The sequence below is a fragment of the Dactylosporangium sp. NPDC048998 genome, from assembly GCF_043197855.1.
Taxonomy (GTDB): domain Bacteria; phylum Actinomycetota; class Actinomycetes; order Mycobacteriales; family Micromonosporaceae; genus Dactylosporangium.
The window spans coordinates 21936-40325 of the sequence record NZ_JBICTV010000006.1; the positions used below are offsets into that span (position 1 = coordinate 21936).

General features: G+C 71.8%; 19 protein-coding genes. 8 read left to right on the forward strand and 11 right to left on the reverse strand.

Features of this window, described 5'->3' with window-relative positions; genetic code table 11:
• Positions 1–28 precede the first annotated feature (28 nt).
• The 9 genes from ACGFI8_RS16745 to ACGFI8_RS16785 form a co-directional block, all read right to left on the reverse strand.
• Positions 29–907 (reverse strand): ROK family protein, encoded by an 879-nt coding sequence (locus ACGFI8_RS16745; RefSeq protein WP_392805485.1) that lies wholly within the window; start codon positions 905–907, stop codon positions 29–31.
• Between the two features lie 10 nt (positions 908–917).
• On the reverse strand, positions 918–1946 hold the full coding sequence (locus tag ACGFI8_RS16750) for a hypothetical protein (protein ID WP_392805488.1): 1029 nt from the start codon (positions 1944–1946) through the stop codon (positions 918–920).
• 69 nt (positions 1947–2015) lie between these two features.
• Positions 2016–3083 (reverse strand): hypothetical protein, encoded by a 1068-nt coding sequence (locus tag ACGFI8_RS16755; RefSeq protein ID WP_392805491.1) that lies wholly within the window; start codon positions 3081–3083, stop codon positions 2016–2018.
• 7 nt (positions 3084–3090) lie between these two features.
• Positions 3091–4314: an SPFH domain-containing protein gene (locus ACGFI8_RS16760; protein WP_392805494.1), complete on the reverse strand. Its 1224-nt coding sequence runs from the start codon at positions 4312–4314 to the stop codon at positions 3091–3093.
• A 331-nt stretch (positions 4315–4645) separates the two neighbouring features.
• Entirely contained in the window at positions 4646–5407 is a 762-nt protein-coding gene (locus ACGFI8_RS16765; protein ID WP_392805497.1) for an ABC transporter permease, read from the reverse strand.
• Positions 5404–6180: an ABC transporter permease gene (locus ACGFI8_RS16770; protein ID WP_392805500.1), complete on the reverse strand. Its 777-nt coding sequence runs from the start codon at positions 6178–6180 to the stop codon at positions 5404–5406. Before ACGFI8_RS16770 ends, ACGFI8_RS16765 begins: the two co-directional genes overlap by 4 nt.
• Positions 6177–7103: an ABC transporter ATP-binding protein gene (locus ACGFI8_RS16775; RefSeq protein WP_392805503.1), complete on the reverse strand. Its 927-nt coding sequence runs from the start codon at positions 7101–7103 to the stop codon at positions 6177–6179. Before ACGFI8_RS16775 ends, ACGFI8_RS16770 begins: the two co-directional genes overlap by 4 nt.
• A 98-nt stretch (positions 7104–7201) precedes the next feature.
• Positions 7202–8086: a GH25 family lysozyme gene (locus tag ACGFI8_RS16780; RefSeq protein ID WP_392805506.1), complete on the reverse strand. Its 885-nt coding sequence runs from the start codon at positions 8084–8086 to the stop codon at positions 7202–7204.
• Positions 8087–8147: 61 nt separating this feature from the next.
• Positions 8148–9098, reverse strand: coding sequence for a hypothetical protein (locus tag ACGFI8_RS16785; RefSeq protein WP_392805509.1), 951 nt, complete (start codon positions 9096–9098; stop codon positions 8148–8150).
• A 129-nt stretch (positions 9099–9227) separates the two neighbouring features.
• Between ACGFI8_RS16785 and ACGFI8_RS16790 the strand changes: the two genes are divergently transcribed.
• The gene (locus ACGFI8_RS16790) at positions 9228–9773 is read left to right on the forward strand and encodes a hypothetical protein (RefSeq protein WP_392805511.1); all 546 of its coding nucleotides are present in this window, start codon (positions 9228–9230) and stop codon (positions 9771–9773) included.
• Here ACGFI8_RS16790 and ACGFI8_RS16795 read toward each other — a convergent pair.
• A complete protein-coding gene (locus tag ACGFI8_RS16795) occupies positions 9756–9959 on the reverse strand; it encodes a hypothetical protein (protein WP_392805513.1) in 204 nt (67 codons plus the stop codon). The genes ACGFI8_RS16790 and ACGFI8_RS16795 overlap by 18 nt on opposite strands.
• A 111-nt stretch (positions 9960–10070) precedes the next feature.
• Between ACGFI8_RS16795 and ACGFI8_RS16800 the strand changes: the two genes are divergently transcribed.
• Genes ACGFI8_RS16800 through ACGFI8_RS16810 form a run of 3 tightly spaced genes read left to right on the forward strand, consistent with a single transcriptional unit; the run spans position 10071 to position 12961 of the window.
• The gene (locus tag ACGFI8_RS16800; protein ID WP_392805515.1) at positions 10071–10865 is read left to right on the forward strand and encodes a class II aldolase/adducin family protein; all 795 of its coding nucleotides are present in this window, start codon (positions 10071–10073) and stop codon (positions 10863–10865) included.
• A 31-nt stretch (positions 10866–10896) separates the two neighbouring features.
• Entirely contained in the window at positions 10897–12147 is a 1251-nt protein-coding gene (locus tag ACGFI8_RS16805; RefSeq protein ID WP_392805518.1) for an amidohydrolase family protein, read from the forward strand.
• Between the two features lie 10 nt (positions 12148–12157).
• The gene (locus ACGFI8_RS16810) at positions 12158–12961 is read left to right on the forward strand and encodes a FadR/GntR family transcriptional regulator (RefSeq protein ID WP_392805520.1); all 804 of its coding nucleotides are present in this window, start codon (positions 12158–12160) and stop codon (positions 12959–12961) included.
• A gap of 5 nt (positions 12962–12966) precedes the next feature.
• Here ACGFI8_RS16810 and ACGFI8_RS16815 read toward each other — a convergent pair whose 3' ends face one another.
• Positions 12967–13590 carry a CPBP family intramembrane glutamic endopeptidase gene (locus tag ACGFI8_RS16815; protein WP_392805522.1) on the reverse strand — a complete coding sequence of 208 codons (624 nt, stop codon included), beginning with the start codon at positions 13588–13590 and terminating at the stop codon, positions 12967–12969.
• A 52-nt stretch (positions 13591–13642) separates the two neighbouring features.
• Here ACGFI8_RS16815 and ACGFI8_RS16820 point away from each other — a divergent pair, with 52 nt between their 5' ends.
• The 4 genes from ACGFI8_RS16820 (at position 13643) to ACGFI8_RS16835 (ending at position 18273) form a co-directional block, all read left to right on the forward strand.
• Positions 13643–14743 (forward strand): endonuclease/exonuclease/phosphatase family protein, encoded by a 1101-nt coding sequence (locus ACGFI8_RS16820; protein WP_392805524.1) that lies wholly within the window; start codon positions 13643–13645, stop codon positions 14741–14743.
• Between the two features lie 139 nt (positions 14744–14882).
• The gene (locus tag ACGFI8_RS16825; protein WP_392805527.1) at positions 14883–15860 is read left to right on the forward strand and encodes a hypothetical protein; all 978 of its coding nucleotides are present in this window, start codon (positions 14883–14885) and stop codon (positions 15858–15860) included.
• A complete protein-coding gene (locus ACGFI8_RS16830) occupies positions 15857–16375 on the forward strand; it encodes a hypothetical protein (RefSeq protein WP_392805530.1) in 519 nt (172 codons plus the stop codon). The genes ACGFI8_RS16825 and ACGFI8_RS16830 overlap by 4 nt, the downstream gene beginning before the upstream one ends.
• The gene (locus ACGFI8_RS16835) at positions 16372–18273 is read left to right on the forward strand and encodes a DNA recombination protein RecN (RefSeq protein WP_392805533.1); all 1902 of its coding nucleotides are present in this window, start codon (positions 16372–16374) and stop codon (positions 18271–18273) included. The genes ACGFI8_RS16830 and ACGFI8_RS16835 overlap by 4 nt, the downstream gene beginning before the upstream one ends.
• Positions 18274–18390 lie beyond the last annotated feature (117 nt).

Below are 18390 nucleotides of genomic sequence, written 5' to 3' on the forward strand. Positions count from 1 at the left end.
AGCGGACATCTCTCCCGGGACCTTTCAGTCAGGCGTCGGTGCGCCCCGCATAGGCGGCGCCGAGCAGGGCCGAGCGCTCGGTGTCTCGGACCGGCCGGGCCGGCACCGCCAGGCCCAGCGCCGGCTCGATGAGGTCCCACGCGCCGATCATCGACCCGCCGATCACCACGACCTCGGCGCCGAAGCGCTCCAGCCACGAGGTGAGCAGCCGGCCGAGGACGCCGAACGCGGCGTCGACGACCTCGCGGGCGTCCTTGTCGCCGTCCCGGGCGAGCGCCGCCAGGCCCCGCATGCCGTCAACGGTGGTGCCGGTGCGGGCCAGGTATCCGCGCACCAGCGCCCGGTCCGACACGAGATCCTCGATGTTGACCCCGTCGACGTCGCAGAAGTGGATCTCGCCGTCGGGCGGCACGTCGGGCCCGCTGGACACCACGGCCCCGTCGGCGAGCCAGGACGAGCCGATGCCGGTGCCCAGCGTGATCGCCGCGCTCCGGCTGGTCCCGGTCGCCGCCCCGTCGACCCACTCGCCGAGCAGAAACGCGTCGGCGTCGTTCACGAACGTGAATGCCCCCGGCTCGGCGGGGATCGCCGCGGCCAGCGCCGCGCGCAGGTCCACCCCGCGCAGCTGGTCGAACTTGCCGACCCCCTCGTGCAGCGACACCCCGGCCGCGTAGTCGAACGGCCCCGGCATCGCCACCGCCCACCGGTCGGCCGGCCCGGGCAGCAGCCGCTTGGCCGCGTCCGCGAGCACCCCGACGATCGTGTGCGCGTCCTGCGCGGGATCGAGCGGGTGCCGCTGCCGGTCGAGAAGGCGATGGCCGGCGACCTCGACGCTACCGGCGGTCACGTGACTGCCACCGATCTCGAGAACCCGCACGGGGTTGGAAGCGGAAACGGTGGCCTGCACGGGGTAAACGTTATCGTACGGCCGAATTGTTGATCTGATCCGCGTAGGGATACGGCGTGTGCTTCGACGTCTCGATCAGGCCGGTGAAGAAGTCGTTCATCCGCGCCGCCGTCGGCGCGTCGCGCAGGATCAGGCGGCGGGCCTCGACCGGGGCGTCGTCCAGCTCGGCCGGCAGCGCGCCGGTCGCGGCCTCGGCGACCAGGGCCAGGGCGCGTCCCCAGTCGCCGGGGGAGCCGAGCGTGAACGCCAGCCACGTCGCCAGGTGGCCGGTGGTGTAGTCGCGGTCGTAGCCGGCGTGGGACCGGAAGAACGACGCCTCGTCCGGGGCACGGGCGAACGTTTCATGCAGGGCCAGGCCGAAGTCGGTAAGGTACACCCGGCGGCCGTCGGTGAGCAGGTTGCCCATGTGGGCGTCGAAGTGCAGCAGGCCGCCCGCGTTCATCGCGGCCAGGCCGGCCTCCAGCTGGGCGGCCACCGCCGCGCAGGCGCTTCCGTCACCGCCGGCCAGCCGCTCGGTGAGCCAGGGGCCCAGTCCGTACGGGATGCGCTCCAGGAACAGCACCAGCGCCGACCCGGCCGCGTTGAGCTCCGTCAGCCGCCGGCGGACCGCCGCCGATCCGTCCCAGAACGCCACCCGCTCGTCCACGTCGACGGCCCCGGCCGGGACGCGGGGCAGCACGCGCCAGTGGTACAGCAGCGGAAACCCGAGATGGCGGCCCGAGCGCACCCAGGCCGTGGTGAGGCGGTGCGCGGTCAGCTCCCGCCACGCGCCGAAGCCGGCCGAGCCGATGCCGTACTGGTAGAACCCCGGCAGCCCGAACAGGTTGCCGGTGTCGTGCGGCGCGGCCAGCTCGGTGGCGGTCAGCGGGACCTGCTTGACGAACACCGGCACCCCGTCGACGTCGAGCCCGGCCGTCTGCCCGCCGATGCCGGCGCCGAGCGGCGTGGCGGCCGCGAGCGCCTCGGCCAGGGTGTCGTCGTCGACTTCGGCCAGGGCCGGCGCGGCGCGCGTGAACGCCGCGGCGCGGTGATCGATCACCGCCGCAGTCTGTCATCCGGCGGGGATCGGTGGGGGCGCGCCCGGACGGCGCGCCCCCGGCGCACGGCGTCAGTGCTTGCTGAGCGCGTACAACCCGATGATCACGGCGATGACCGCGATCGCGGCGAGGATCGCCAGGGCGATCTTCATGGCGCTGTACGGGCGCTCGCCCACGACCTCGCCGGTCACGCCGTTGACCTGGATGTTGTACGTCTTGCCGGCGTACAGGTAGCAGGCGATCCACACCGGCAGCAGCATGAGCTTGAACGTCACGTCGTTGTACTGCGTGTGCACGCTGTTGACGCGCTGCTCGTCGCCGCCGATGTCGGCGCGGCAGTCGCCCTCGATCACCGGGGCCATCTTCTGCTTGGCCGACTCCAGGCCCGACTCCGGCTCGACGTCGTAGCGCAGCGTCTCGTGCCCGGCGAGGTACTCCGGGCGGTACGGCTGCGCGTCGAGCAGCGGCCACGGGTCGAGCTGCTCGAGGTGCTTCTGCGCGACCCTCGTCGTGCCGGTCACCAGCACGTCGTCGAAGTCCCGCGCCACGGTGCCGCTCGCGTGGTACCAGCGCGTCTTCTGCACCTCGCGGGTCTTCGTCTCACCGTTCTCGGTGTAGGTCTCGGTGACCCAGTAGTGCTCGCCGCGCTGGCCCACGTAGTCCGAGACGGTCCGGGCGTCGTACGTCCAGTGCGGCAGGTACATGCTCTTGGCGGTCTCCGCCTCGGTCACCTTCTTCAGGCCCGACGGCGCGAACCAGCGTGACGAGGCCCACTTGCCCAGCGACTCGCGCAGCCGGCGCTTGTCGAGCACGAAGGGCAGCACCGCCTCCGGGACCACCAGGTCCTGGGGGTTGAGCTCGGCAACGACCGGGGCGTGGCAGAACCGGCAGCGGTCGGAGATGGCGTCGCTCTCCGTCTGCGCGCCGCAGTTACGGCAGACGAAGACGTTCTTGGCCAGCATCGCGACCGGCTTGCGCGGCAGGCTGGTGAAGTTGAGGTAGTCGTGCTCGCGGACCCGCGCGCCGGTGGACTGCAGCACGGTCTCGTGGCCGCAGTACGGGCACTTGAGCACGTTCGTGCCGGGCGCGAACTCGACATCGGCGCCGCAGGCGGCGCACGGATACTGGCTCTGCGACATGTTCGGATCAGCCCATCGGGGGGAGCGGCGGGGGAGCGGCGGCGAAGAGGTTGCTGAGCTCGGGCACCTGAGCGGCCGGCGTCCAGTTGGCCATGCCGTTCTTCCACACGAGCGTGTCGCGGTTGATCTGCCCGGCCTGCACCTGCCCGCCGAGCGCGCCGGCGTCGAACGGGCCGGCCTGGGCGCCGTTGATCGCGGCGTACCACTGGTCCTGCTGCGGCAGCGGTGGCGGCGGGCCCTGGGGAGCCGGCTGCGGCGCGTATTGCGGCTGCTGGGGCGCGTACTGCTGCTGGGGAGCGTATTGCGGCTGCTGGGGAGCGTACTGCTGCTGCGGGGCGTACGGCTGCTGCGGCGCGTACTGCGGCGGGCGCTGCTGTGCGGCGTTCATCGAGTTGGCCACCTGCTGCGCGGCCGCCATGCCCAGGCCCAGGCCGAAGCCCTCGCCCGCGCCGCCCTGGTTGTTCGCTGCGGCCTCCATGGCGTTGGCGGCCTGGAACTTCGTGTACTGGTCCAGGTTGCCCAGCACGCCCATCGAGGTGCGCTTGTCCAGCGCCTCCTCGACCTCCGGCGGCAGGGAGATGTTCTCGATGATGAACTTGGGGATCTGGATGCCGTAACTGGCCAGCTCCTGGGTCAGCACCCCGGCCAGCTTCGTGCCGATCGTGAGCTGCTGCGCGGCGAGGTCGAGCACCGGCACCTGCGCGGCGGCCAGGGCGCTGCCGAGGTGGCCGACGATGAGCTGGCGCAGGAACTCCGACACCTCCTCGGTGCGGAACTGCGGGTCGGTGCCGACGAGCTCCTTGAGCAGCTTCTCCGGGTCGGTCACGCGCAGCGCGTACGCACCGAACGCCCGGATTCGCACCATGCCGAACTCCGGGTCGCGCATCATGACCGGGTTCTGGGTGCCCCACTTGAAGTCGGTGAACTGCCGGGTGTTGACGTAGTAGACCTCGGCCTTCCACGGCGAGTCGAACCCGTACTTCCAGCCCTTCAGGGTGGACAGGATCGGCAGGTTCTGGGTCTGCAGCGTGTAGGTCCCCGGGACGAACACGTCGGCGATCTGGCCCTCGTTGACGAAGACCGCGACCTGCGACTCGCGCACGACGAGCTTGGCGCCCATCTTGATCTCGTTCTGGTAGCGCGGGAACCGCCAGACGATCGTGTCCCGGCTGTCGTCGAGCCACTCGATGATATCGATGAACTCGCCCTTGACCTTGTCCCACAGTCCCACGTCGTCCCCCTTACATCCGGATCACCGAGCGTCGCAGACCCTAGCAACTGGTCCCATACGGAACGCAAGCGTTGTCGGGAAGACGCTTTATGTATTTCAGCGTATGAGTTGCGTCGCGTCAGTCAGGAACCGGGCATCGGCGGCCGCGGGCGGTGCTCGATGGCATCGTCGGCGAAGATGGTCACGGACTTAGGTATATCGCGTGCCGGATGGCCAAGATCCATCGCCACGGGCTTGGGGACGGGAAAATCCGCCGCTCCGCGACAGTTTTTCCGACATATCAGGCATTTAGCAGGAAATGCCCGTTGCCCCGAGGAGTCGGCCGTCGGGGTCAGGACAGCAGTGCGCGGCGCAGGCGGGGCAGGGCGATCGCCACGGACAGGGCACCGAACGCGACCAGGTACGCGGCCGAGGGCAGCAGCGCCGGGCCGACGTGGCCCAGGGCCGGCTCACGCAGCAGCTGGATCGCGTGGTAGAGCGGCAGGCACTCCACGAACAGCTGCACCGGGCGTGGGTACACCGTGACCGGGAAGAACGTGGTCGCGAACAGGAACATCGGCAGCATGACCAGCTGGATCAGCTGGAAGTCGGCGGTGCTGCGCAGGAACGTGGCCACGGCCAGGCCCGCGGCGGCGAACGCGAAGCCGACGAGCGCGGCGCTGGGCACGGCGAGCAGCACCCACGGCGAGCGGGCGTAGCCCAGCACCGCGACGACGGCCAGAAACCCGCAGCTCGCGATCGCGCCGCGCAGCAGCGCCCAGGCGGTCTCGCCCAGCGCGATGTCGCGCACGGTCAGCGGGGTGGTGACCATCGTGTCGTAGACGCGGTCGTGGCGCAGTTTGAAGTACAGCCCGAAGGCGGTCTCGTTCATCGCGCCGTTCATCGCCGCGGTGGCCAGCAGCGCGGGGGCGACGAACTGGGCGTAGGTGATGCCGGGGTCGTCGAGGCCGGGCACCGCGCCGACCAGCTGCCCGACGCCGACGCCGATCGACAGCAGATACAGCAGCGGCTCGAGCACCTCGGCGGCGAGCATCGCCCAGGTGTACCGATAAATCATGAGATTGCGCTCGACGAGCAGCAACGCGCGGGTCATGCGAACAACCGCCTGAGGTAGGTGCGGCGGGCCAGCGCCAGGCCCAGGACGGTGAGTGCGGCCAGGTACGCGGTGTGGCCGAGCACGGCGAGCCGGCCGGCGTCACCGAGGAACAGGCCGCGGCACAGTTCGGTGCCGTGCCACAGCGGGGTGGCGTAGATGACGTACCGCAGCGCGACCGGCACCTGCTCGGCCGGGAAGAACACGCCGGAGAACATGTACATCGGCATGATCCCGAAGCGGAACAGGCGCATGATCGGCGCGCTGGTCTCCAGGGTCGCGACCCACGCGGCCAGCGGCGCGGCGAAGGCCAGCCCGGTCAGCAGCGACGCCGGGGTGAGCCACAGCAGGCCCGGGGTGCGCAGCGCCGGGAAGCACAGCAGCGCCGCGACGAAGCACACCGCGGAGGTGGCGATCCGGAAGGCGATGAACGTCATGTGCCCGGCCAGCACGTCGTCGGGGCCGAGCGGCCCCGCGGTCGCGCTGCGGTAGCTGCCGCCGGGGCGCACGGCCAGGAACACCGGGCGGGTCGCCTCGGTGACCGCGGTCTGCATCGTCGCGGCGGCGAGCAGGCCGGGCGCGAAGAAGGCCAGGAACGCCACGCCGTGCAGGGTGTCGGGGGCGGTGTGCCGGTCGACGAGCCGGCCCAGGCCCGCGCCCATCGCGAGCAGGAACAGCAGCGGGTTGAGCACGCTGATGACGATGGTGGCCCGCCAGTTGCGGCGGTAGTGCAGCATCCAGTACGCGAACTCGCGCAGCGCAAGAGCCCTCATTCGACCAGGGACCGTCCCGTGAGGCGCAGGAAGACGTCCTCGAGCGTGGCCCGGCGGACCAGGGCGGTGATCGGCTCGATCCCGTCGGCGCCGGCCTTGGCCAGGGCGGCCTCGCCGTCGTCGGTGTAGAGCAGGACCCGGTCCGGCAGCACCTCGACCCGCTCCACCAGCACCCCGGCCCGCGGCGGCGGCGCGCCCGGCGGGAGGCGCAGCTCGAGAACCTCACGGGTCACGTACCGCTCGATGAGCTCCCGCGGCGAGCCCTCGGCGGCGATCGCGCCCTTGTCCATGACCACGAGCCGGTCGCACAGTTGCTCGGCCTCGTCCATGTAGTGCGTGGTCAGGATCAGCGTCACGCCGTCCTGCTTGAGCCGGAAGAGCCGGTCCCACAGCACGTGCCGGGCCTGCGGGTCCAGCCCGGTGGTGGGCTCGTCGAGCAGGAGGATTTCGGGGTCGTTCACGAGCGATCGGGCGATCGTCAGCCGTCGCCGCATCCCGCCGGAGAGCGCGGCCACCTTTGCGCCCGCCTTGTCCGTCAACTGCGCGAAATCCAGCAGTTGTACCGCCTTGTCGCGCGCCTGCCGGCGGGAGAGGCCGAAGTAGCGGCCGTAGATGAGCAGGTTCTCCTCGACCGTGAGCTCGGTGTCGAGGGCGTCGTCCTGCGGTACGACACCGATGCGGGCCCGGATGCGTGAGCCGTCGCGGACCGGGTCGAGGTCGAGGACCCGCAGCCGCCCGCCGGAGGGCGGCGAGACGCACGCGATCATGCGCATGGTGGTCGACTTGCCGGCGCCGTTGGGCCCCAGGAACCCGAATGCCTCCCCGCGGCTGATCTCGAAGGTGATGCCGTCGACGGCGCGCACGCCGCCGGCGCGGTGCACCTTGGCCAGGCCGTCGGCCCGGACCAGCACGTCCGCTGCCATGCCGTCTCCCCCGTCGCGTGGTTACGTGGAGGCGAAAAACTAGCACAGCAGCTTGCAAAATTCTGACCGTAATTTCTCAGAATCTGGAAGGGGCGTCCTCAGCCGCCGGGCGGGGGCGGCCAGGCCAGCGCCCGCAGGCCGGCCGGGCCGCCGTTGACGACGTCTCGGTCGTGGCTGTGGCGCTGCTCGGGGTCGCCCGGCTGGTACTGCCACAGCGCGAACGTGCTCCACCCGGCGGGCAACTTCATGGCCCTGGTCGAGTAGTTGGCGATGTCCAGCGGATAGCCGCCGTACGACGCGTCGTTGCCCGTGCACGGGTTCCACCAGTAGGTGTTCGTGTAGATCATCGGCTTGCGGCCGATGCCGGCCTCGATCCGGTCCACGAACGCGCGGATCCACGCGCGCATCTGCTGCGGGGTCAGGTCGTAGCAGTCGCCGGCCCGGACCCCGGCGTAGGGCCACTCGAGGTCGACGAACGGCACCAGCGTCCGCGCGTCGCGGGTGAACTTCGCGTGCCGCAGGAAGAACTCCGCCTGGCCGACCGGGTCGCCGCGGTCGGGGCGGGCGTAGACGTAGGCGCCGACGTACCGTCCGGCCGCCCGCGCGGCGGCGTAGTCGGCCGCGAAGTGCGGGTTGACGTACCCGGTGCCCTCGGTGGCCTTGATGTACACGAACTGGCTGCCCGCCGCGACCTCGGTGGGCCAGTGCACGGTGAAGCGGCCGTGGTCGTGGCTGGACAGGTCGATGCCGCCGACCGGGAAGCCGGCCGGGCGCCCGGCCTGGATCGCGGCGACCGCCTGGAGCGACGGCGGCTCCGCCGGCAGGAGCGCCGGGCGCCCCGGCGACGCGGCGCTCACTCCCCAGAGGGAGCCGGTCAGCAGGAGCAGCGAAGCGGCGACGGTGCGGCGCTGCCAGGGCGTCCGCGCGATGCTGCGTGCGATGCGGCCCGCGCGGTCCAGCACCGCGTCCCAACGCTTCGGCATGGTCCCAGTGTGCCCGCCGGGCGCGGCCCCGGCACCGCGGCGACGGACCGCCGCTGGGCGGTCACAGGGTGACGGCGTCGTGGAGATTGCGCATGGCCAGCAGCGAGGAGCGCACCTCCTGCAGCAGCTCGGTCGTGCTCAGCGGCCGCCCCCACGCCCGCATCGCGAGGTCGTCGAAGCCGACCGTCTCGATGCCGCAGCCGTAGCGCAGGCCCAGCAGGCGCACGGCGTCGCAGTGCTGGTGCCGGACGTACGGGTCGTTCGTGACCAGCAGCACGCGCTCGGCCGCGGCCGGGGTGCACACGTGCTCGGCCCACCCGACGAGGGTGTCGGCCGTGTTCGCCCGGCGCGGCGGCCGGGTCGACGCGGCGGCCAGCACGTGGACCTCCTCGACGCCCGGGCACGGGCCCGGCCAGACCCGGTGCCACCAGCCGTCACCCTCGCGCACGGCCGCCGGTTCCGGGAGGTTGAGGAACTGGCGCAGCCCCACCATCATCATGTCGGCCTCGGTGTCGATCGGGCCGAGCCCGAGGCGGATGCCCTCGCGGTGCTCACGGTCGTCGCGCCACCGCAGGCTGCCCAGCCCGGCGAGGGTCCGGGCGCGCAGGTCGCCCTCCAGCAGCCGGGCGGTGTAGTCGGTCCGGCCGAGGGCCACCCGGATCCCGCCACCCAGGATGACGACGTGGTCGTAGCCGTCGCGCGCCGGGCGGTCGCGCCCGCCGAGGCCGAGCGCGTGGATCAGCTCGCGCAGCCGGGTGTCCAGTTCGGGCCCGTAGTCGAGGCGGGCGGTGTCGAACCGCTCCCGCACCCCGGCCCGGAAGTCCCACACCTGCGAGAACTGCGCCGCCCACGCCAGCGCCGGGCCGACCGGGCCGTCCGGCACCCGGCCGCCGAAGTGCCCGACCAGCTCGGCCAGCGCCGGCGATGTCACCCACTCGCCGATCGAGGCCGCCAGAGCCGCCGGATCGGGCCCGCCGGGCTCACACGGTGGCAGCGGCAACGGTTCCGTCATCGCGCACACGTTACAAGACGATCTTCCGGATCGCGGGGAAAGAGGTCCGCCTCCTGCCGTATCCGGCCCGCGCCGGCCGCCTCATGACGACTCCGGGTGCGCGGGTGGCGTGATGCCATCATGGTCGGCATGAGTTGGGCACCGTTGCTGAGCGCTGTGATCGGGGCCGTCATCGCGCTGGGCAGTTCACTCCTGGTGGACGTCCGGCGCGACCGCAGCCAGCGAGGCCGGGACCGCCAGCAGGAGCGACGCCGGCAGGGGGTGGCATTCACCGTCGCGCTCGTCGACGCGTTGGGTGCGCTGCGGCCGGTCGCGGCGGCGGGGCGAGACGCGGCGGAGCGGCGGGTCGCGGCGGGGGAGGCGGTGGCCCCGGTGTACGCCGTGCGCGAGCAGTTGCTGGTGACGGGTACCCCAGGACAGCTCGCTGCCGGCGAGTCAGCGTTCCATGCGTTGATCGGCGTGCGCGACGCCGTGCGAGACGGCTCGGCGCTGGACTCGGCCGAGTACCACGACGCTTACCACTTGTTCGCGGAGGCGCTCTGGCGCTTCCGGCTTACGGTCCGCGCCGACCTGGGCGAGCCCGAGCTCACGCCGGAGGAACTGTCGCATCCGGACTGGACGGACCGGGATCGGTGCGACACGTGCCAGTCCCGAGCGCTACCGTCGGCGATGTAGATCGGCTGCCGGCAGCTGCGCGTTCTCGGTCTTCAGCTGTTCGGCCAGTTCTGTCGACCCGGCCGCCGCGGCCGTGAACGTGGCGGAGATGTCCGTCGACATCATCAGCCGCACCCCGTAGATGTGCGGCTCCTGCCGGCTGGCGGGCAGCCCGCCGGGCTTCCCGCACCCCGACGCTGCCGCCATTGCGCCTGGCGGCCGGGTGGACCCAGGAGCCAACCAAGCGATTGCTTGCTTTTCGCGGTGGGCCTTGGTAAATCTTTTAAAAGATTAGTTCTTAACCGTGAGGGAGGGGACGTGTCAGCTGCGACGGACACCGACGTCGAGGCGCCGGTCAGGCAGGGGGGCGCGGCCGTCTGGACGCCGCGCGTCACGCCGCCGGTCGGGGTGGAGCTCACCGAGGCGCAGGCGCTCGCGTGTGCCTTCCGGATCCTGGCGCACGACGGCTTCAGCGAGAACATCGCCGGGCACATCACGATGCTCAAGAACGACGACGGCGACATGTGGATCAACCCGTGGGGGCTGTGGTGGGACGAGGTCTCGGCCTCGGACCTGTGCGTGGTCGACCGCGACGGCAAGGTCGTCGAGGGGCGCTGGGACGTGACGCCGGCGTTCCACATCCACACCGAGCTGCACCGGGTGCGGCCCGACGCGCGGGTCGTGGTGCACAACCATCCGTACTACGTCACCGTGCTGGCGGCGGTCGGCGTGCTGCCCGAGATCGTGCACCAGACCGGGTCGATGTTCGACGGTGATCTGGCGTTCGTTCAGGAGTACACCGGCGAGGTCGACGACGCCGAGCTCGGTGCCGACCTGGCGCGGCGCATCGGCGACAAGTCGGTGGTCATCCTGGCCAGCCACGGCATCATCGTCACCGCGCCGACCATCCAGGAGGCGACGTACCGCTCGGCGAGCATCGACCGGGCCTGCCGCCTCGCGTACGACGTCATGCTGCTCGGCCGCGACCCCCTCGCCATCGGCCCGGGGCTGCGGCACGGCATGAAGCGGTCGCTGCTGGAGCGCGGCACCGACGTGTTCTGGGCCGGCGCGGTGCGCTCGCTGCTGCGCCGCGAGCCCGAAGTACTGGACTGACCTGAACTGGACTGACAGGAGCGACACCCCTATGGCATCGATCGACGAGCTGCTGAGCAACACCGGCTTCACCACCGCCGACCGCAACAAGGTCACGTTCCTGCCCGACCCGCCCCGGCAGGAGCGCAAGTACACGTTCATCTCCGTCGACGACCACATCGTCGAGCCGCCGGACGCGTTCGAGGGCCGCATGCCGGCGAAGTACGCCGAGCAGACCCCGCGGGTCGTCGAGAAGGACGGCAGCCACGTCTGGGTGTACGACGGCAGAGAATTCCCCAACGTCGGGTTCAACGCCGTCGTCGGGCGTCCCGTCGACGAGTACAGCATGGAGCCGAGCCGCTTCGACGACATGCGCCGCGGCTCGTGGGACATCCACGAGCGCATCAAGGACATGGACCTCAGCGGCGTCTACGCGTCGCTGTGCTTCCCGTCGTTCCTGCCGGGCTTCGCCGGGCAGCGCCTGCAGCTGTCCACAAAGGACGCCGAGCTCGCGCTGGCCGCCACCCGCGCCTGGAACGACTGGAACATCGAGGCGTGGTCCGGCGCCTACCCCGACCGGATGATCCCCTGTCAGCTGCCGTACTTCCTCGACCCGGAGGTCGGCGCCCAGGAGATCTACCGCAACGCCGAGCGCGGCTTCAAGGCGGTGACGTTCACCGAGGCGCCGCACCTGCTCGGGATGCCGTCGCTGCACACCGGGCACTGGGACCCCATCATGCGCGCCTGCGCCGAGACCGGCACCGTGGTGAACCTCCACATCGGATCGTCGGGCACCTCGCCGTCGACCGCCGAGGACGCGCCGCCGGACGTGGTGGGCGTGCTGTTCTTCGGCTACTCCATGTTCTCCGCCGTGGACTGGCTCTACTCCCGCATCCCGGTCCGCTTCCCGGACATCAAGATCGTGCTGTCGGAGGGCGGCATCGGCTGGGTGCCCGGCCTCGTCGACCGGCTCAACCACATGCTCAGCTACCACGAGATGTACGGCACCTGGAAGGGCATCGACCTCACCCCGGCCGAGGTGCTGCTGCGCAACTTCTACTTCTGCGCGGTCGAGGACCCGTCGTCGTTCGCACTGCGCGACGTCATCGGCGTCGACCACATCCTGCTGGAGCAGGACTACCCGCACTGCGACTCCACCTGGCCGCACACCCAGCGCACCATCGAGGAGGAGATCGGCGGCCTGCCCGAAGCGGACGTGCGCAAGATGACGTGGGAGAACGCCTCCGTGCTGTACCGCCACCCGGTCCCCGCCGCCGTCCAGGAGAATCCCGACGCCTACTAGGCTCGCTGCCGTGGAGCCCCAGGTGCGAGTCCATCGGCTCGCCGAGCAGGTGGCCGACCACATCCGCGCGCGGATCATCAGCGGCGAGTTCGCCGACGGCGACCCGCTGCCGAAGTCGGAGGAGCTGATCCGCCGCTACCCGGTCAGCATGCCGACGTTCCGCGAGGCGATGCGCATCCTGGAGGCGGAGGGCCTCATCACGGTCCGCCGGGGACGGCTGGGCGGTGCGATCGTGCACCGGCCGTCCCCGGCGAACCTGGGGTACAACCTCGGCCTCGTCCTGGCCGCCCAGCGGGCCGGGATCGGCGACGTCGCCGTCGCGCTGCGCCACGTGGAGCCGGCCTGCGCCGCGCTCTGCGCCGCCCGCCGCGACCGCGCCCGCACGGTGGTACCGCGCCTGCGGGAGCTGCACGAGGAGTACCTCGCCAGCATCGACGACCTGCCCACCGTGGTGGGCGTGTCGCGCCGCTTCCACGAGGCCCTGGTGAGCCTGTGCGGCAACCCGCCGCTCATCGTCCTCGCCGGCGCGCTGGAGGCGCTGTGGTCCAGCCACGAGGAGGGCTGGGCGAGCCGCACGGAGCCCCGGGGTGTACCGCTACGCAAACGCCGGGCCTCCGGCGAGGTTCACGGCGAGATCCTGGCGCTCATCGAGGCGGGCGAGGCCGACGCGGTGCACCGCCTGGTCGCGTCGCACCTGGCCTCGGCCCAGCGCAACCCGACACCGGCCGGCGACCCGGCCATCGACCTCGCCCTGCTGCGCGAGCTGATGCAGCCGCCCGGCGGACCGTCCGACGCGGCGCCGGGCGGGCGGTGACCTGCTCAAGACGCGAAGTGCGTCCCGTGGTAGAAGAAACGGCCCAGGCCGACCGTGAAGATGAGCAGGCCGTAGGCGGCGTGCTCGACGCAGGCGGTGAGCAGCGAGCGGGTGCGCTGGTAGCGGCGGGCGAACAGCCAGCCGCCCAGCAGGGTCAGCACCACCGCCACCGGGTTGCCGAAGAGCAGGTGGGCCAGGCCGAACGAGACCGCGCTCGCGGCGGCCGCCGCCCGCTCGCCGCGGAACAGCCGGGCGTAGCGGTGCAGCAGGAAGGCGCGGAAGAGCAGCTCCTGCGGATACACCGAAACCACCGGGTAGGCGACGACGATCAGCGCCCACAGCGCCGGGTTGCGCCGGGGCAGGTCGAAGAGGTGCTCGCGGTCGAAGAGGAGCACGGCCGCGACCGCCACGACGGCCGCGAGCGCCCACAGCCGCAGGATCGACGGCAGAGCCGGGCGCAGCGCCGAGGCGCGCCACAGGTCGCGGCGGTCGAAGTCGCGGGCGCGCCGGACGTAGAACGCCACCACGACCGTCAGCAGCAGCAGGATCGGGATCGGGCCGCCCGGGACCTTGACGAAGGCGAACAGCACGGGAAGCGCGACGAACACGAGCATGAACTCGGCGACCATCCGGGGGACGCTGTCACCCAAAGATGACCGTCTCCCCCTACTCTCGTGGACGATGCGCATCGCGAGCTACAACGTCGAGAACCTGTTCAACCGGGCCAAGGCGCTGGATCAGCGCACGTGGGCGGCCGGGCGGCCGGTGCTGGAGGCGTTCGCGCGGGCGGGGGAGCTGCTCGAGGAGCCCGTGTACACCGACGCGGTCAAGCACGACATCCTGCGCGAGCTGACCCGGCTCGGGCTGCGCAACGGGGACCTGGCGAAATTCGCCCGGCTGCGGCAGAACCGCGGGCGGCTGCTGCGCCGCGCGCGCGACGGGCGGGTCGAGGTGGTGGCCGGCGGGCGCGCCGACTGGATCGGCTGGGTCGAGCTGACCACCGACCGCTGCGACGAGACGGCGCTGCTCAACACGGCCCGGGTCATCCTGGACGTGCGCGCCGACGTGCTCGGCGTCGTCGAGGCGGAGAGCCGGCACGCGCTCAAGCGGTTCACCGAGGGCGGGCTGAGCGGCCTGTACCGGCACATCATGGTCATGGACGGCAACGACGAGCGCGGCATCGACGTCGGGGTCATGTCCACCCCCGGCTTCCCGCTCACCGGCCAGCGCACCCACGTCGACGACGCCGACGAGCGCGGGCGGGTGTTCAGCCGGGACTGCCCGGAGTACCACTTCGAGCTGCCCGGCCGCGAGGAGCGCCTGGTGGTGCTGGTGAACCACCTCAAGAGCAAGGGCTACGGGGGCAAGGTCGCCTCGGACGAGATCCGGCGGCGGCAGGCGGCGCGCGTCGCGGAGATCTACCGGGCGCAGCGCTCGCCCTTCGTGGTGGTGCTCGGCGACCTCAACGACACGCCGGAGAGCGAGCCGCTGGCGCCGCTGCTGCGCGGCACCGACCTGCGCGACGCGTCGACGCACCCGGGGTTCGACGACGGCGGGCGGCCCGGCACGTACGGCTACTGCACCGCCCGCAACAAGCTCGACTACGTGCTGCTGTCGCCGGCGCTGTTCGCGGCCGCGACCGGCGGCGGGATCGAGCGCCGGGGCGTGTGGGGCGGCCGCAACGGCGTGCTGTGGCCCGTCTACGAGACGATGACGAGGGCGGTGCACGCGGGCTCCGACCACGCGGCCATCTATGCGGACATCGATCTGAACAAACTGTGATCACACATTCGGTGAAATTTACGCCGAGAGTAGCGGTCGCATTGCTGTTCGTGAAAGTCTGGAATCCGGAAGATCGCGCCTGGCGGGTTGAGCAGGGCGAAGAGCGCGCCGGCCGGGACCAGCTGGAACCGGAGGGGAGATGACCGCGACCGCGGCTGCGACGAGTCTCGCCTCCGGCGAGCCCCCGATCAACTTCGCCGCGCACCAGATGCGGACCGGCAACCTCGCGGGCGCCCGCGACGACTTCGAGCAGATGCTCGCGATGCTGCTCGCGGCGATCTACCCCGGCGCCCGCGCGATCAGCGCGAATCCCGGCGACTGGGGCATCGACATCCTGCTCGGCGAGCTGTCCGGCCTCGTCGTGATCTGGCAGTCGAAGTACTTCTGGCCGATCGTCACCCGCGCGCACCAGGGCCAGATCCGCGAGTCCTTCGACTCCGCAGTGGCCGCCGCGGCGCGCAACGGCTACCGGCTCGCCCAGTGGGTGCTGTGCGTGCCGGCGAGCATGGACGCGCCCACGGCGCAGTGGTGGGACAACTGGCGGGCGCGGCGGCAGCGCGAGACCGGCGTGCAGATCGAGCTGTGGCACGAGAACGTGCTGCGCAACCTGCTGGTCAAGCCCGACTGCGCGCACGTGCGCCGGCACTTCTACGACCCCTACGCGGGCGCCCGCCCGGTGCCGGCGCAGACACCACGGGTACCGCTGCGAAATCTGCCGCCGGAGGACGGCGCCGTCCTCGAAGACGCGCTGTTCGTGCGGCAGCTCCGCGCGGCCGGGCACACCGAGGTGGGCGCGGCCAAGCGGGAGTACTTCAACGCCGACCTCCTGGCCCGCGAGATCCTCGACAAGCGGGTCCCGGAGGAGCTCGAGGCGCTGGACGAGGCCGACGGCATGGTGCACGGCATCTGGGAGGCCGGCTTCAACCACCATGTCATCAAATTTCGGGACAATCCGCTGCTACCGGGGCTGCACGCTGCCGTGATGCACGAGATCCGTGAGTCCACCGCCTTCCCGGCCGGGCTGCGCGCCGGGCCCGTCCACAAGTGCGGGCTCATGCACCGGGTCGTCGAGCAGCGCCGCGCGGGCTGGGTGGCGCATTGGCGGGAGCTGACATGACGCCCGACGACCTCACCGCCTTCCGGCAGGCCAGGATCCTGCTGGTCCTGGCCGGGGCGGGGGAGGAGGGGGTCGACGCCGAGCGCCTCGGGGTCTACGAGTTCCTGGCCGGGCACCCGCTGCTGCTGGCCCGCGCCGAGGACGACCCGGACCGCACCGCGCTGCGGCTGGCCGGGTTCGACGACCGCAACGTCGCCTACGCCAGCCCCGCCCAGCGGTTCGTGACCGCGCAGCTGCACCTTGGGCGCGACCTGGCCGCGCTGGTCGCGCGGGGGCTGGTGCGGGTCACGGCGGCCGGTCGGGTGACGTATCGCCTCACGGACGAGGGAGCGACCATGGCGAGCCGATTCACGGCAATGTATGCTCAGTCATACATCACAGCGGTACGCATCGTCATCCGGCGGCTCCGGCGCCTCAGTGGTCGTAAACTTCGAGAGGGCCTGCGGCACTGGCTCCTCCCGGTGTCCAGCGGGCACGTGCCAGTCCAGCCAGTGTCATTGAAGGACGCGCCATGATCGGTTTGCGTACCCAGGGCATCCGGATCAGACGGCTGCGCCTCCACGGCGACGACCGCGCCTACGACGTCGACTTCCGCGCCCCCGACGACGCCCCGCGACCGCTGTCGATCCTGGCCGGCGCGTTCAGCACCGGCAAGACCACCATCCTCGAGTTCGTCGACTACTGCCTCGGCGCCAACGACCACCCCCGGCACCCGGAGATCACGCCGAAGGTCAAGTCCGCGACGCTGGAGGTGGAGCTGTCCGGCTCGCCGTACCTCATCGAGCGCGCCGTCGGCGAGCCGTCGATGTTCGCCTACGTGCGCGCCGGCCGTCTCGACGACCCCGGCGCCGCCCCGCGGGTGCGCCGGCCGCTGCGCCCCGCCGGGCACCCCGAGAGCCTGTCCAGCCTGCTGCTGTCGCACTGCAAGCTGCAGGGTGTGCGGCTGTCGTTCGACACCGACGACCCGCTGAGCTTCCGCGATCTCATGTGGCTGTGCTTCCTGCCCAACGAGCGCCTCGACGGCAAGGACCTGCTCTTCGAGAGCGTGCCGATGAAGCACCTCAAGCTGCGCCAGGTCGTCGACGTGGTCTTCGACGTCCACGACGACCACACCGTGGAGATCGGCCGGCGGATCCGCACCGTCGAGGCGGAGCTGGCCGCGGCCCGCACCGCGTACCGCGCCGCCGAGCAGCTCGTCGAGGAGCAGCACGTCGGCAGCCGCGCCGACCTGGAGGCGCTGCACCAGAGCGCCAAGGAGGAGCTGTCCGCCTGCGCGCAGGCCCTGGCCGACCTCGACGCCCGCGCCCGGGCCGGCACCGGCTTCGCCGCCGAGCTGCGCGAGCGGCACCGCGAGGCGGCCCGCGCCGCGCTGCTGGCCTACGCCGAGTTACGCGACCGCGAGACCCAGCTGCAGCGCATGATCCCGCTGCGCGGCAGCTACGCCGACGACGTGAGCAAGTGGACGATGCTCGCCGAGGCCGACCGGCTCTTCGAGACCGCCGCGAGCGTCTGCGCGTCCTGCCAGGCCCCGCTCGCCGCCACCGACGACGAGCGCTGCCCCGCCTGCCGCTTCCCGGTCACCCCGGTCGACGTGTCCGGGGAGCTGCGCTCGGCCAAGACCCGCCTGGCGGAGCTCAACCGGCACCTCGACGACCTCGAGCGGGAGATCCCCCGGCTGCGCTCGGCGGCCTCGCGCGCCCAGGAGGCCGAGTCCCGCGCCGCCGCCGAGGTCGACGCCGTCACCGCGCACGCCGTCACCCCGTTCCTGGCCGAGCGTGACGCGATCGCCCGCCGCCGCGAGGAGGCCGCGGCCACCCTCCAGCGCGCCGTCGGCGGGCTGCGGCTGGTGCAGGGCCTCGAGCGGCGCGCCGCCGGCATCGTGCAGATGATGGACCAGGTCGCCGCCGACCGCGAGGAGCTGGTCGCGGCCGGCCCGCAGTCCCGTCGTGCCGACCGCTCCGCCGTCGTGCGCCGCGTCGGCGAGCGCTACCGCGAGATCCTGCGCGTGTTCCGGTACCCGAAGCTCGCCGACGCCTACCTGGCCGAGGACCTCACCCCGTATGTGCGCGGCGAGCCCTACACCGCCGCGTCCTCCGGCGGCCGCACCCTCATCGCCCTCGCCTGGCAGCTGGCGATGTTCGAGACCGCGTGGGAGACCCGTTCGTCGCACCCCGGGTTTCTGCTGCTGGACAGCCCGCAGAAGAACCTCGGCGCGCTCGGCGACCTCGAGGACGGCCGGACGATCCAGCGCATCTACCGGCACATCGAGGACTGGCTGGCCGGCCGCGGCGTCGGTGCGCAGGTCGTCGTCGCCGACAACGCCCCGCCCCCGACCGCCGCCGACGACGTGATCGTGCGGTACTCGCGCCGCGCCGACCAGCCCCCCTACGGCCTCATCGACGACGACGTCTGAGACTTCTGGGGCTTCGTCACCGACACGATCACGGTGCCGAGGCGCCGGACGCCGTCCGTTTCGATCATGTTGTACCGCCGGATCGCCGACGCCTCGTCGACGCCCGCCCACAGACGC

Excerpts from the sequence above, each read along its gene's own strand:
- ACGFI8_RS16780 (WP_392805506.1), bottom strand. The coding sequence starts at position 8,086 with ATGCCGAAGCGTTGGGACGCGGTGCTGGACCGCGCGGGCCGCATCGCA.
- ACGFI8_RS16790 (WP_392805511.1), top strand. The coding sequence starts at position 9,228 with ATGAGTTGGGCACCGTTGCTGAGCGCTGTGATCGGGGCCGTCATCGCG.
- ACGFI8_RS16825 (WP_392805527.1), top strand. The coding sequence starts at position 14,883 with ATGACCGCGACCGCGGCTGCGACGAGTCTCGCCTCCGGCGAGCCCCCG.
- ACGFI8_RS16755 (WP_392805491.1), bottom strand. The coding sequence starts at position 3,083 with ATGTCGCAGAGCCAGTATCCGTGCGCCGCCTGCGGCGCCGATGTCGAG.
- ACGFI8_RS16770 (WP_392805500.1), bottom strand. The coding sequence starts at position 6,180 with ATGAGGGCTCTTGCGCTGCGCGAGTTCGCGTACTGGATGCTGCACTAC.
- ACGFI8_RS16820 (WP_392805524.1), top strand. The coding sequence starts at position 13,643 with ATGCGCATCGCGAGCTACAACGTCGAGAACCTGTTCAACCGGGCCAAG.
- ACGFI8_RS16830 (WP_392805530.1), top strand. The coding sequence starts at position 15,857 with ATGACGCCCGACGACCTCACCGCCTTCCGGCAGGCCAGGATCCTGCTG.
- ACGFI8_RS16795 (WP_392805513.1), bottom strand. The coding sequence starts at position 9,959 with ATGGCGGCAGCGTCGGGGTGCGGGAAGCCCGGCGGGCTGCCCGCCAGC.
- ACGFI8_RS16805 (WP_392805518.1), top strand. The coding sequence starts at position 10,897 with ATGGCATCGATCGACGAGCTGCTGAGCAACACCGGCTTCACCACCGCC.
- ACGFI8_RS16835 (WP_392805533.1), top strand. The coding sequence starts at position 16,372 with ATGATCGGTTTGCGTACCCAGGGCATCCGGATCAGACGGCTGCGCCTC.
- ACGFI8_RS16765 (WP_392805497.1), bottom strand. The coding sequence starts at position 5,407 with ATGACCCGCGCGTTGCTGCTCGTCGAGCGCAATCTCATGATTTATCGG.
- ACGFI8_RS16815 (WP_392805522.1), bottom strand. The coding sequence starts at position 13,590 with ATGGTCGCCGAGTTCATGCTCGTGTTCGTCGCGCTTCCCGTGCTGTTC.
- ACGFI8_RS16785 (WP_392805509.1), bottom strand. The coding sequence starts at position 9,098 with ATGACGGAACCGTTGCCGCTGCCACCGTGTGAGCCCGGCGGGCCCGAT.
- ACGFI8_RS16775 (WP_392805503.1), bottom strand. The coding sequence starts at position 7,103 with ATGGCAGCGGACGTGCTGGTCCGGGCCGACGGCCTGGCCAAGGTGCAC.